The sequence below is a fragment of the Fimbriimonadaceae bacterium genome (assembly GCA_019638795.1).
In the GTDB taxonomy this organism is placed as follows: Bacteria; Armatimonadota; Fimbriimonadia; order Fimbriimonadales; family Fimbriimonadaceae; genus JAHBTB01.
Genome location: JAHBTB010000014.1, coordinates 1 through 12,671, shown reverse-complemented (window position 1 = coordinate 12,671; position 12,671 = coordinate 1). Strand labels below are relative to the sequence as shown.

Annotated in this window: 10 protein-coding genes; all 10 read left to right on the top strand. The window is 65.6% G+C overall.

From position 1 onward, the window contains the following. The first annotated feature begins 9 nt into the window (after positions 1 to 9). Positions 10 to 1,680 carry a dihydroxy-acid dehydratase gene (gene ilvD / locus KF857_12540; protein MBX3112819.1) on the top strand — a complete coding sequence of 557 codons (1,671 nt, stop codon included), beginning with the start codon at positions 10 to 12 and terminating at the stop codon, positions 1,678 to 1,680. Between the two features lie 42 nt (positions 1,681 to 1,722). Beyond that, complete coding sequence (locus KF857_12535; protein MBX3112818.1) at positions 1,723 to 2,733, top strand: hypothetical protein; 1,011 nt, start codon at positions 1,723 to 1,725, stop codon at positions 2,731 to 2,733. A 52-nt stretch (positions 2,734 to 2,785) separates the two neighbouring features. Continuing rightward, positions 2,786 to 3,457 carry an alcohol dehydrogenase catalytic domain-containing protein gene (locus KF857_12530; protein ID MBX3112817.1) on the top strand — a complete coding sequence of 224 codons (672 nt, stop codon included), beginning with the start codon at positions 2,786 to 2,788 and terminating at the stop codon, positions 3,455 to 3,457. After that, positions 3,399 to 3,899 carry a zinc-binding dehydrogenase gene (locus KF857_12525; protein ID MBX3112816.1) on the top strand — a complete coding sequence of 167 codons (501 nt, stop codon included), beginning with the start codon at positions 3,399 to 3,401 and terminating at the stop codon, positions 3,897 to 3,899. The genes KF857_12530 and KF857_12525 overlap by 59 nt, the downstream gene beginning before the upstream one ends. Positions 3,900 to 3,976: 77 nt before the next feature. After that, entirely contained in the window at positions 3,977 to 5,272 is a 1,296-nt protein-coding gene (locus tag KF857_12520; protein MBX3112815.1) for a Gfo/Idh/MocA family oxidoreductase, read from the top strand. Between the two features lie 119 nt (positions 5,273 to 5,391). Continuing rightward, positions 5,392 to 7,632, top strand: coding sequence for an EAL domain-containing protein (locus KF857_12515; GenBank protein ID MBX3112814.1), 2,241 nt, complete (start codon positions 5,392 to 5,394; stop codon positions 7,630 to 7,632). 22 nt (positions 7,633 to 7,654) lie between these two features. Next, entirely contained in the window at positions 7,655 to 10,276 is a 2,622-nt protein-coding gene (locus KF857_12510) for a hypothetical protein (GenBank protein MBX3112813.1), read from the top strand. Positions 10,277 to 10,307: 31 nt separating this feature from the next. Continuing rightward, positions 10,308 to 11,276 carry a hypothetical protein gene (locus tag KF857_12505; GenBank protein MBX3112812.1) on the top strand — a complete coding sequence of 323 codons (969 nt, stop codon included), beginning with the start codon at positions 10,308 to 10,310 and terminating at the stop codon, positions 11,274 to 11,276. After that, entirely contained in the window at positions 11,273 to 11,926 is a 654-nt protein-coding gene (locus KF857_12500; GenBank protein MBX3112811.1) for a CHAP domain-containing protein, read from the top strand. The genes KF857_12505 and KF857_12500 overlap by 4 nt, the downstream gene beginning before the upstream one ends. 49 nt (positions 11,927 to 11,975) lie before the next feature. Continuing rightward, positions 11,976 to 12,671 (top strand): hypothetical protein (locus KF857_12495; GenBank protein MBX3112810.1); only part of this gene is annotated, 696 nt, incomplete at its 3' end.

Here is a 12,671-nt window from a genome sequence, read left to right as displayed (position 1 = left end):
AGCAACGCCATGGCATTCGACATCAAACACAAATCTCGGACGATCAGCGAAGGGGTCGACAAGACCGCCAACCGCGCGATGATGCGGGCCATGGGCCTGGGTGACAAGGACCTGGGCCAGCCGTGGGTCGGGGTCGCCAGCGTGTGGAGCGAGTCCACCCCCTGCAACGTCAACCTTGACGAACAAGCCGCTGCGGTCGCCGACTCAGTCGCCCGGCATGGCGGCACCCCGCGACGGTTCAACACGATTAGCGTCAGCGACGGCATCGCCATGGGCCACGAAGGCATGAAGGCGTCGCTCATCAGCCGGGAGGTCATCGCCGACTCTGTCGAGCTCATGATGCGGGGCCATTGCTACGACGCCCTTGTCGGCATCGCCGGCTGTGACAAGAGCTTGCCAGGCATGCTCATGGCAATGGCGCGCCTCAACGTGCCGTCGGTCTTCCTGTACGGAGGCACGATAATGCCCGGGCGGCACCATGACAAGGACGTGACCGTCCAGGACGCCTTTGAGGCGGCCGGAGCCCACGCGGCCGGGACGATTGACGACGCCGAGCTTCATGCCGTCGAATGCGCGGTCTGCCCAGGAGCCGGCGCCTGCGGCGGCCAATACACCGCCAACACGATGGCTTGCATCGCCGAGGCCCTGGGGATGACCGTCCCCGGCTCGTCGGGGCCTCCGGCCGTCTCGCCTGACCGGGCGCCCTACCTGGAGGCGACCGGCGCCCTTGTCATGGACGCTCTCCGCTCCGGCATATTGCCGCGCCAAGTCATGGACCGGCGCGCGCTTGAGAACGCCGTCGCCATCGGGGCGGCGACGGGCGGGTCCACCAACTTTGCCCTCCACCTGCCCGCCTTGGCCCACGAGCTCGGCATGACGCTGACCCTCGACGAAATCGACAAGATCAGCCGCCGCACGCCGACCCTGGCCGACCTGCGCCCGGGCGGCAAGTACATCGCCAACGACGTCCACAACGTCGGCGGGGTGCCCGTGATCCTGAGGGCCATGCTCGACGCAGGGTGCCTGCACGGCGACACTTTGTGCGTGAACGGGAAGACGATGGCGGAAAACCTGGCCGGGGTGACCGTGCCCGACGGGCAAGAGGTGGTCCGCACCTTGGCCAACCCCGTGTCACCCAACGGAGGCATGACGATCGTCTGGGGCAACCTCGCCCCCGAAGGCGGGGTCATCAAGACCGCCGGAGTCCGCAAGCTCGCCCATACTGGACCGGCGCGGTGCTTCGACTCGGAAGAGGCGGCCATGGCGGCGGTCCAGTCCCGGCAGATCCAGCGGGGCGACGTCGTCGTCATCCGCTATGAGGGCCCCAAGGGCGGTCCCGGCATGCGCGAGATGTTGGGCGTGACCAGCGCGATCGTCGGGCAAGGCTTGGGCTACGACGTCGCCCTTCTCACCGACGGCCGGTTCAGCGGGGCGACCCGCGGCCTCATGGTCGGCCACGTCGGCCCCGAGGCGGCCGTCGGCGGCACCATCGCCCTTGTCCGCGACGGCGACATGGTCACCGTCGACGCGGAGAACGGGGTGCTGTCCGTCGCTGTCTCCGACGACGAGTTGGCGTCCCGACGCGCGGCCTGGACGGCCCCGTCCATGCGCTATGGAGGCGTCTTGGCCAAATACGCAAGGCAAGTCGGACCCGCCTGCGACGGTGCGGTCACGTGGTGAAGCCGTAGCATTTGGTCCGCTTCTCCTGCTTCAATGTCAGCGGTGAGCTCCCGCGCCCTCGAACTGCTGCAAGACCTTGTCGCGCTCCCCGGCCCCCCCGGGCAGGAAGACCTCGTCCGCGACTATTTGGTCGGGAAGGTCGAGTCGGCGGGCCACTCGTGGTCCGTCGACGCCAAGGGCAACCTCCATGTCCCCCTCGGCCCCGACCCCAAGGTCGTCGTCACCGCCCACATGGACGAGATCGCGATGATGCTCGGCGTGCGGTGCGGCTGGACATACCGGGTCAGCCCTCTCGGCGGGCTCTTTCCCTGGAAGCTGGGTGAGGGGCCAGTCCAGATCCTAACCAGCGACGGGCCGGTCGACGGCGTCCTCTGCATGGGGAGCGTCCACACCGAGTCCACCGAGTCCCCAATGACCGCGGCGCGGGAGAAGGCGTTCCGGTGGGAAGACTGTGAGGTGTTTGTCGGTGACACCGACTACGAAGACGAAGACGACGACCCCCTCTATGCCGGGCTCCGCGTGGTCGTCCACCCGTCGCGACGACGGCTCCTCGACCTCAAGCAGTATGTCGGCGGCTATTTTCTTGACGACCGCGCCGACTTGGTCTCGTGGCTCCTGGCCCTGGAATCCCTCAAGGACTGCCCCGTGCACTTTGTCGCCACGACCAGCGAGGAAGTCGGCGGCGAAGGCGCCCAGTACGCACTCCAGTCCTTGAACCCCGAAGTCTGCGTCGCGCTGGAGATCGGCCCGGTCGTCCCCGACGCGCCACCCTATCACCGGGAGGGCCCGACGGTCTGGGTGAAGGACTCCTTCGCGTCGATCCACCCGGCGGACCTTCGGCTGGTCAAGTCCCTGGACAAGACGGTGGTCCCCCAAGTCCTTTCCCGGGGAGGCAGCGACGCGAGCATTTCGGCCAGCCGTGGCCTGTGCGCCCGGCCCATCACCCTGGGTATCCCGACGGAAAACACCCACGGCTTCGAGATCATCCACAAGGACTCGATGGACAGGCTGGCCGACCTCACCGTCCGGCTTGTCCACGCCCTGTGTGACTGAGCCTGGTCGTGGCCCCTCCCGCGGGACGCCTCACGCCATGTAAACTCGCGCCATGGCAACCGCCGGTCGTGCTTGCATCCTTGAGGAGCCTGGGACTCCCGCCGTCGTCCGGGACGTCGTCGTCGACGACCCTGGCCCCAACGAGGTCCTCGTCAAGCTTGTCGCCAGCGGCGTCTGCCATACCGACCTGACCGTCAAGACCCTCAATGGGAACGGCATGCCGTTCCCGATCGTGCTCGGCCATGAAGGGGCCGGGACCGTCGAGAAAGTCGGCGAGGGAGTCACCCACCTCCAGCCGGGAGACCCCGTCGTCCTTGCCTACCGTGCGCCATGCGAACAGTGTCCGGCATGCCGGCGCGGCGACCCGCGCCGTTGCTACATGGCCCTGCGGCCGGGCCAGCGGATCAAGCGGGCCAGCGACGGCGCCCTCTGCAGCCAGGTCTTGCGGTGCGGCACGTTCAGCACCCACACCGTGGTCCATGCCAAGGCCGCGGTCAAGATGCCGGAGGGGATGCCCTCTCGACAAGGCGTGCCTGATCGCCTGCGGGGTGGTCACGGGTATCGGCGCGGCCATGAACACTGCGCCGGTCGCGCCGGGCACCCGCGTCGCCGTCATTGGGTGCGGCGGGGTCGGACTCAGCGTCATCATGGGCGCGAAGCTCCAAATGGCCCGTCAGATCATCGCGGTAGATGTCAACCCGGTCAAGCTCCAGTGGGCGCGTGACTTCGGCGCGACCCACACCGTCGACGCCAGCAAGGTCGACCCCGTCGCCGAGGTCCGCCGCCTGACCGAGGACGGGTGGGACGGCGGGGTGGAGTCGGCCTTCGAGGCCACTGGCATCCCCCAATGCACCGAACAGGCCGTCAAGATGCTCAGCTACGGTGGTACGGCCACGACGATCGGCTTCCCGGCCCGCGACGACGCCGTCACGCTCAACCTCGGCGACTTTGCCACCGGCGTCTACTGGAACAAAGCCGGCCTCCGCGTGTGCCATTGCGGCGACGCCCTGCCGTCGCTCGACTTTCCCCTCATCGCCGACCTCTACATGAAGGGCCGGATCGACTTGGACCGGATGGTCACGCGAAAGATCACGATCGACGAAGTCGAAGATGCCTTCCACCTTATGGAGACTGGAGACGTCATCCGCTCGGTGATCATGTTCTGAGCCCCAAGTTGGACGCCTGAAAATCTTGACTTGAACCAGAGTTGCGCGGGGGACTTCCTTGCGGCTAACCTGGGGTCATGTCTCGCCTGCACAGCCGCCGCGACGTCCTCAAGACGACCGCCGCAACGACCGTCGGTCTCGCACTGGGCGGCCGCGCCTACGCCGCCACGCCGTCCGACCTTGTCCGCTACGCCATTGTCGGCGTTTCTGGCAAGGGGTCCAGCAATATGGAGGCGGCCGCCAAGCACGGCCACATCGTCGCCCTGTGCGATGTGGACGCCGGGTTCCGGGGCAAGGCGTTGGACATGTTCCCCACCGCCAGCACGTACAGCGACTACCGCCGCATGATCGACGCCGTGCACAAGTACGTGGACGCCGTCATCGTCAGCACACCCGACCACAACCACGGCCCCGCGACGGCCCTCGCCTTGCGCGCAGGCAAGGCGGTCTACACCGAGAAACCGCTCACCCATTCGATCTACGAAGCCCGGGTCCTCCGCAACCTCGCCCGAAAGGCGGGCGTCGCCTCGCAGATGGGCAACCAGGGCACCGCCGAGGACGCCCTGCGTCACTGCGTCCAACTCGTCAAGACCGGTGTTTTGGGTCAGGCCAAGGAGGTCTTCTGCTGGACTGACCGGCCCGCCGGCTGGTGGCCCCAAGGCGCCCCGCGCCCCGCACGCAAGCCGATCCCGCGCACCCTTGACTGGGAATGCTGGCTTGGCCCTGCCCCGTTCCGCGACTACGCGGACGGCTACCACACCTTCGCATGGCGCGGCCGCTGGGACTTCGGCACGGGCTCGCTCGGTGACATGGGCTGCCACGTCATGAACCTGCCTGTCCAGGCCCTTGACCTCTACGACCCGATCGCCGTCCAAGCGACGACCAGCGGAAACAACAAGGAGTGCTACCCCTTGACCTCGCATGTCGTCTACGAGTTCGGCCAGCGGGGCAAGCACGGCCCGGTCAAGATGCACTGGATGGACGGCGGCGTCAAGCCGAGCCGCGACCTGGTCGGCGGCAAGGAGCTCGACTCGAACGGCTCGATCATGGTCTTCGAGAAAGGGACCGTCTACAGCGCGAGTGCCTACGGAGGCGCCTTCGAGGTCATCGGTGGCCCGGCCCTTCCCGAAGTCAAATGGGACCACTCCCCCGGCCACTTCACCGAGCTTGACAACGCGATCAAGGGCGGGAAGCCGGCGGGTTCGAACTTTGAGAACTCCGTCCCCCTCACCGAGACCGTCTTGCTGGGCAATCTGGCGATCTGGGCGTCCGGGCCCCGCCTCGAATGGGACGCCCGCGCCATGAAAGTCAAGGGCAGCGACGAGTACGACATGATCCTCCGGCCGGAGATGAGGAAGGGCTGGGAGGTCTAGTTCAAAGTGAGACCGGCATATCGTTATTTCATTTTCTCGACAATATCGATCTGACCGGGCAGAATCGTTAGGTTTGTGCCGATAACCTCATCAGGGCAGGAAGATGCCCGGGGTGCAGGTTGGGCGACCAAGGAATCCAGAGGAAGGAAGGAACGGCAAAGTCTCTTGCCAGCACGTCCCGGCGTGCTGGCAAGAGGCGGCCCCTCCACCTGTCCCAGCCAGACCAACCATCCCCGGAGCCCGCGATCTGTGCGTTCGACGACGTGTGCGACGCGGCGGGCATCGCCTTGTGGCGGTGGGAGACGCATCGCGACGTCGCCTGGGGGAACGCGGCGGCGTGCCGGTTCTTCGGCCTGAGCGACACCCACGGCGTGTTTCCCGTCCAAGAGTTTCTCAACTGCGTCCACCCCGACGACTTGCACGACCTTGATCAGGCGATGGGCGCGCATGTCCGCGGTGAGACTGATGACCTCAAGTGCTTCTTCAGGGTCGTCAAGGACGGCGAAGTGTTGTGGCTGCGGGTGCGGGGCCTCGCCGAGGGCCGGGACGCCGACGGCAGGGCCCTCAGCGTCATCGGGGCGACCGTGGACGTCACCGCCGAGGTCACCGCGTCGGAGGAGTCCGCCCACGCTCAGTGGCGGCTGAACAACCTCTCCCACAACGTCGCCGACATGGTCTTCGAGCTGGTGCGGGGCTCTGACGGCGGATACAGCCTGACCTACGTCAACGACGGCGTCCGCGACCTTTTCGGAGTGCCTGTGGCGGCCGCCAAGCAAGATTTCTTGAACTTGCTCGAAGTGATCCAGCCACGCTTCCACTTACGGGTCATGTCTGACCTCGCCCTGTCCGCCGAGACGTTGTCACCGTGGCACTCCGTCTTTGCGGTCGACCATCCCCGACGAGGCATGGTTTGGGCGGAGGGACATGCTGTCCCTGTCTGCATGGACGAAGGCAAAGTGCATTGGCACGGTTCGATCCGGGACATCACCGAACAACGGAAGCTGGAGGAGGAACTCGCCGCTTCGTCGCGGCTTGACCCCCTGACCGGCCTCGCCAATCGGAGCCTCGTCATCGACCGGCTTGCCGACGCCCTGGAACGGGCCAAAAACCACAGCGCCGACCGGTTCGCCGTCCTGTTCGTGGACATTGACAGCTTCAAATCGGTCAATGACAGTCTGGGACATTCCGCCGGCGACGAGCTTTTGACCCAGATGGCCAAGCGGCTGGTCCGCCATGTCCGCACCGACACCTCGACACGTCGGCGGTCAACCGAGGACACCGCCGCCCGGCTGGGTGGCGACGAATTCGTCGTCCTTCTCCAGCGCATGTCGGTCACCAACGCCGAACGTGTCGCCAAGCGCCTCTTGGACACCCTGTCCAAGCCTTATCGCATTTCGGGGACCACCGTCATGCCGACCGTCAGTATCGGCATTGTCATGAGCGACCCGCGGTATGAAGACGCCAGCGCGGTCCTCCGCGACGTCGACATCGCCCTGTTTGCGGCCAAAGCCGCCGGACGCGGTTGCTTCCGATTGTTCGACAGTAGCCTCAGGGCCACGGTCATGCGCCGTCTGGGTCTCGAGAACGACCTGAAGACGGCCGTCCAAAACGGTGAGTTGCACCTGGTCTTCCAGCCGGTCGTCTCCCTCCACGACGGCAAGCTCGACTGGGTGGAAGCCCTGTTGCGATGGAACCACCCTGTCCATGGGCCCATCTCGCCCAACGAGTTCATTCCCATCGCCGAAGAGTCCGGCGTCATCGGTGCGGTCGGCGACTGGGTCTTGGACCAAGCATGCCGACAAGAAGCGGCCTGGTTGGCCGAGCTCGGGCCGGAAAAAGCCCCGGACATCAGCGTCAACCTCTCACGCCACCAACTCGGCGACCTAGACCTTGTCAAGCGGGTGTCCCGGTCAGTGGAGCAAAACGGCATTCCGGCGGGCACGATCCACTTTGAGATCACCGAGAGCACGGTGATGCGTGACCCTGCCGCCGCGCAGATCATCCTGTCCGAGCTGCGGTCACGGGGCCACCGGCTCTCCTTGGACGACTTCGGCACCGGCTACTCGTCGCTGTCGTCCCTCCATCAGTTCCAGCTCGACTACATCAAGATCGACAAGTCGTTCGTCAACAACCTCGAGTTGGGCGACGACTACCTTGTCCTCATCCGGGCGGTCACCCGGCTTGCCGCCGTGCTCGACATCCGCGTCGTCATCGAGGGCATCGAGACCGAAGAGCAACTCGAAAAGTTGCGACCGGTCGGGTGCGACCTCGCCCAGGGCTATCTGTTCGGCCGCCCCATGGGGCCTGAAGAGATCGTCCGATATGTCGCAGAACAACACTGGGCGAGACGAATCGCCTGAACCTCATGGAATACTGGTCGCCATGCGGTCCATCCTGACCCTGGCGGCAACGGCGCTCGCCTGTCTCAGTCTTGCTCAGAACGACGAAGCCTACGCGGCAAAGATACGTCAGTACACGACCGAGCCCTTCTTTCTGACCGACATCGTCGACCATCTGCCCGCCAGCCGGACGGTGCCCTCGCCGATGAAGTACTTCGGCGACATCATCGGGGCCCCCAACGTGCTCCACCACGTCGCGGAGATCAACGCCTACATGCGGGAGTTGGACAAGGCGTCCGACCGCGTCTCGGTCGTGTCGATCGGCAAGAGCGAAGAGGGCCGGGAGATGATCGCGGTCTTCATTTCCGACGCCGCAAACCTCCGCAACCTTGACTCGGTCCGGCGCACCACCGCCCTGCTCGGCGACCCACGTAAGCTGGTCGACTACAAGGGCGACGGCAAACTCGACGGGGCCGACGCGGCCGCCGAACGCCTGATCAAGGACGGACTGCCGATTTATTACGCGACCGGTGGCATGCACTCGCCGGAAGCGGGCCCGCCCGAGATGCTGATGGAACTGGCCTACCGGCTGGCTGTCGAGGAGTCACCGAGGATCCAGGAGATCCGCCGGCACTCGGTGGTCATGCTGACGCCCGTCATCGAGACCGACGGTCGCGACCGGTACGTCGACAGCTACCTCTACCAAAAGAAGTATCCCAACAAGCCGGCGGTGCCCTTGCTCTATTGGGGGCACTATGTCGCCCACGACAACAACCGGGACAACATCGGCATGGCTCTTGCCCTCAGCAAGAATCTGGCCGGCGCCTGGCTCGCCAACCACCCGACCGTCCTCCACGACCTGCACCAGTCGGTGCCCTACCTCTATATCAGCACAGGCACCGGCCCCTACAACGCCTGGCTTGACCCGATCACGATCGACGAGTGGCACATCATGGCCTACCACGAGGTCGACGAGATGACCAAACGAGGGGTACCCGGCGTCTGGACCCACGGCTTTTACGACGGCTGGGCGCCGAACTACGCCTTCTATCTCGCCAACGGGCATAACGCGGTCGGGCGGTTCTATGAGACGTTCGGCGGCAGCGGGGCCGACACCCGCATGATGTCGGCCGGCGAGACCGAACGCCAGTGGTTCCGACCGAACCCTCCCTTCCCCAACGTCCGGTGGTCGGCCCGCAACAACTGCAACATCAGCCAGTCAGCCCTGCTGCTGGGCATGGAGAACGTGGCCAAGAACCACGAGTTGTATCTGCGCAACTACTACCTCAAGTCCAAGCGCAGCGTCCTCAAGCCCTGGACGGAGGGCCCCGCCGCCTACGTGCTCCAGGCGAAGAAGGGTCGGGAATGGAACCTGGCCTCCCTCAAGGCGCTCCTCCTGAGGCAAGGCGTCGAGGTCGGGGAGTTGCAAGCCGACACCACCTCTGGGACAGAGAAGCTCGCCAAAGGCTCTTTGGTCGTCCGCATGGACCAGCCCTACTGCCGGATGGCCGACATGCTTCTGGACAAACAGTACTACCGGGCCGACGACCCGGCCCCCTATGACGACTGCGGCTGGACACTTGGGCCGCTCTTCGACGTCCAGACGACCCGGGTCAAGTCCGCCGACGTCCTCAAGTCCACGAGCACACCGGCACCAGCCGCATGGCAAGACACGCCCGCATACCCCGTCCACGGCAAGGTTCCGCGCGTGGGTCTGATCCACACGTGGCAGAACACCCAGGACGAAGGCTGGGTGCGGTTGGCGTTCGACACCGCCAAGGTGCCCTACGAATACATTTCTGTCCATGACCTGCGCGACACCGCCGACCTGGCCTCGCGGTTCGACGTCCTGGTGTTCAGCCCGGCCGGCGGGTCGGCCCAGAGCATCGTGAACGGCCGCCCGAAAGTCGGCGAGCCGATCCCCTGGGTCGCGACGCCGGAGTTTCCTGCCCTCGGCGGAGTCCAACCCAGCCCCGACATCCGGGGCGGCATCGAGCTCCAGGGCATGGTCAACCTCAAGAAGTTCGTCGACGGCGGTGGGCTGCTCGTCTGCATCGGCGGCACCTGCCGGGTACCCGTCGAGTACGGCCTTGTCAGCGGTGTCTCCGTCACGGAACCCCGAGAGCTCTTCGCCCCCGGCGGGGTGTATCTGGCCGAAAAGGTCGCAAAGTCTTCGCCGGTGACCGCGAAATATGACGACCAGGTCGGGGTGTACTTTGCCGAAGACCCCCTTCTCTCCGTCGGGTTCGGCGGGTTTGGCCGGTTCCGCGGGCAGGGCGGGCCGGGAGCAAACCGACCGTCGGGCCGAGGAGACGCCCGTGACCCGGACGTGGTGCAGGGACGACCACCCTACACGCCGAAACCGTTCGAGTCAGACGGCGGGGGATCCCAGCGCGGGTTCTTCAACCAGCCCCAAGGGCCGCGGCCCGAAGTGTTGCTCCGGTTTGCCTCCGAAGACAAACTCTTGGTCAGCGGCGGGTTGGCCCATGGTGACGAACTGGCCGGGAAGGCGGCTCTCGTACGGTGCCCCGTCGGCAAAGGCAACGTCCTGCTGTTCGCGATCAACCCGATGTGGCGGCAATCTACCTTGGGTTCATGGCCGATGGTCTTCGACGCGATCACCAACTGGGACAAATTGGGGGCGACCGCCAAAGCAGAGGAGTAACCCGGAGGGCAAAGCCGCGTAGTAACAGGCGATGGTCATCGTCGCCGCCGCATTCGCCATTGCTTCGGCCCTTGCCCCGGACGACCTTGCGACGCTTGAGGCCAAGCACACCAAGGCGGAGGACGTCGTCGACCCCGCGCGCCGCAGCGCGCTCTACGACGAAGTCGACGCGAAGCTTGTCGCCCTGATCGAGGGCGACAAGCTGAAGTCGGCGTCGGACTTCCGTCGGGCGGCCAAACTCTTCGCCCCGGTCAACGGCGACGTGGTCCCCGTGCAGGCCGCCTACGAACTGACCCTTGTCGCCGCCGCCGAAGGCGACGCCGAGGCACGAAGGTCTCTCGGGTCACGCTGGGACGTCCTCCTCCTCGCCATCGGTCGGAACCGACGGCTGGGAATCGTCGACACCATGCCCCCCTTCGGGGCCGAACGCTTCGTGGTCAGCCCTACAGCCCGGGTCATCATCAGCGTCTACAAAGACCCCGAAGAGGCGGAAAAGCGGGCCAAGGCCGGACAACCTAACCCGGAAGTCAAGAAGATCGTCGATGCCGACCAGGCGGCGCGAAACTTCGACTTCAGCAAGGTCACACCCAAGCAACTGGACGATATGGCTCGTGGCGACGCGGCCCGGTTGGCCCGGATCAAGGAGATTGTCGCCGCGGGTGGCTTGACCACGGCGGCCGACTTCGACAACGCCGCCCTCGTCTTCCAGCATGGCGTCGTGTTCGAGGACTACGCCACCGCCCATGAGCTGAGCGTCTGCGCCATGCTTCTCGGCATGCGGTCGGCGTCTTGGCTCGTCGGGGCGTCGTACGACCGTATGCTCGTGAACGTGGGGATCCCCCAGCGGTTCGCCACCCAATACGGCAACGCGGGCGGTGGCCCGGTCAAGCTGCAACGGTACGAAACCCGCGCGATCAACGACACCGAGCGCAAGCTGATGGTGCGCACGACCCTTGAACAGGCGAAAAACCGGAAGTGGGACGAGCCGCTCGCCGAATGACCCGTGTTGCCGCGGTCGGCGCGGTCCTTCTCGTCACCATCGCGGTGGCTTGCCACCGGCCGTTGCTCAGTTGGGCGCGGGCCCGCGGCCTCCTCGGGTCACGCCACGTCCGCCCAAGCCCCCTTCCGAGCGACACGAAGGTGCTCGTGGTCGCGCTGGACGCCCGTTCTCCGGCAAAGTACCGCCCCAACGCCAAGCGCGACGACGCGGTGATGCGCGAGGCGCGGCGCAGGGTGGGCATCGCCGAAGACGAGGAGGGCGACAACCGCGGGGCGGAAGTCGACGCCTACTTGCGCACGTGCCGGGCGCGGACGGGAAGCCCCTGGTGCGCCGCGTTTGTCGCCCACACGATCCACACCGCATATCCTAAGTCACGATGGGTACCGTCGGCCTCTTGCCAGGAGACGTACCGTTGGGCGAAGCGGAACCGGCTGACCGTCCCGGAGCCGTCCCCGGCCACGGTCGTCCTCTTTCCCGACGAGTCAGGCCGCTTCCACCACATCGGCTTTGTCGTCGGGGTCGACAAAACCCATGGGACGATCACAACCATCGAGGGCAACTCAAACGACCAAGGCTCCCCTGACGGGACCGAGGTCGTCCTCCAGGACCGCCCTCTCAAAGCCGGATACGTCTTTGTCCGGATCGTTTAAGGAGCCCGAGCACAACCCTGGTCTCGACCGACCAAACTAAGGGGCACCGATGAAAGTGGACACCGACAAGTTTCGCGTCGGGGAGGGTCAGAAGGTCCGGCTCAAGGACTGGGCGACCGACGTCAAGCCCCTGTACGACTCCAAGGAGGACTATGAAGACGCCCTGGCCAAGCAGGTCGAAAAGCTGGCCGGACTCCAAGACCTCCTCTACGCTCATGACCGGTACGCCCTGCTCCTCGTCTTCCAAGCGATGGACGCCGCCGGGAAGGACAGCGCGATCAAGCACGTCATGTCGGGCGTCAACCCCCAAGGGTGCCAGGTGTATAGCTTCAAGCGGCCGAGTCCCGAAGAACTGGACCACGACTTCCTGTGGCGCACGACCCGTTGCCTGCCCGAACGGGGCCGCATCGGTATCTTCAACCGCTCGTATTACGAAGAGGTCTTGGTCGTCAAGGTGCATCCCAGCATCCTGGACTCCCAGCGACTACCCGAGCAGGCCACCAAAGACGACAAGTTCTGGGAACACCGGTACAAGTCCATCGTCGCCCTTGAGAAGCACTTGACCCGGAACGGGACTCGCATTCTCAAGTTCATGTTGCACGTCTCGCCGGAGGAGCAGAGCAAGAGGTTCCTCGCCCGGCTCGACGACCCCGCCAAGAACTGGAAGTTCAGCAGCGCTGACCTGGCGGAAAGGGCGGTCTGGGACGACTACCAGGCCGCTTATGGGGACTGCTTGTCGGCCACT

Coding starts and splice junctions, on each gene's coding strand:
- KF857_12520 (MBX3112815.1), top strand. CDS start 3,977: ATGTCTCGCCTGCACAGCCGCCGCGACGTCCTCAAGACGACCGCCGCA.
- KF857_12525 (MBX3112816.1), top strand. CDS start 3,399: ATGGCCCGTCAGATCATCGCGGTAGATGTCAACCCGGTCAAGCTCCAG.
- KF857_12510 (MBX3112813.1), top strand. CDS start 7,655: ATGCGGTCCATCCTGACCCTGGCGGCAACGGCGCTCGCCTGTCTCAGT.
- ilvD (MBX3112819.1), top strand. CDS start 10: ATGGCATTCGACATCAAACACAAATCTCGGACGATCAGCGAAGGGGTC.
- KF857_12505 (MBX3112812.1), top strand. CDS start 10,308: ATGGTCATCGTCGCCGCCGCATTCGCCATTGCTTCGGCCCTTGCCCCG.
- KF857_12530 (MBX3112817.1), top strand. CDS start 2,786: ATGGCAACCGCCGGTCGTGCTTGCATCCTTGAGGAGCCTGGGACTCCC.
- KF857_12500 (MBX3112811.1), top strand. CDS start 11,273: ATGACCCGTGTTGCCGCGGTCGGCGCGGTCCTTCTCGTCACCATCGCG.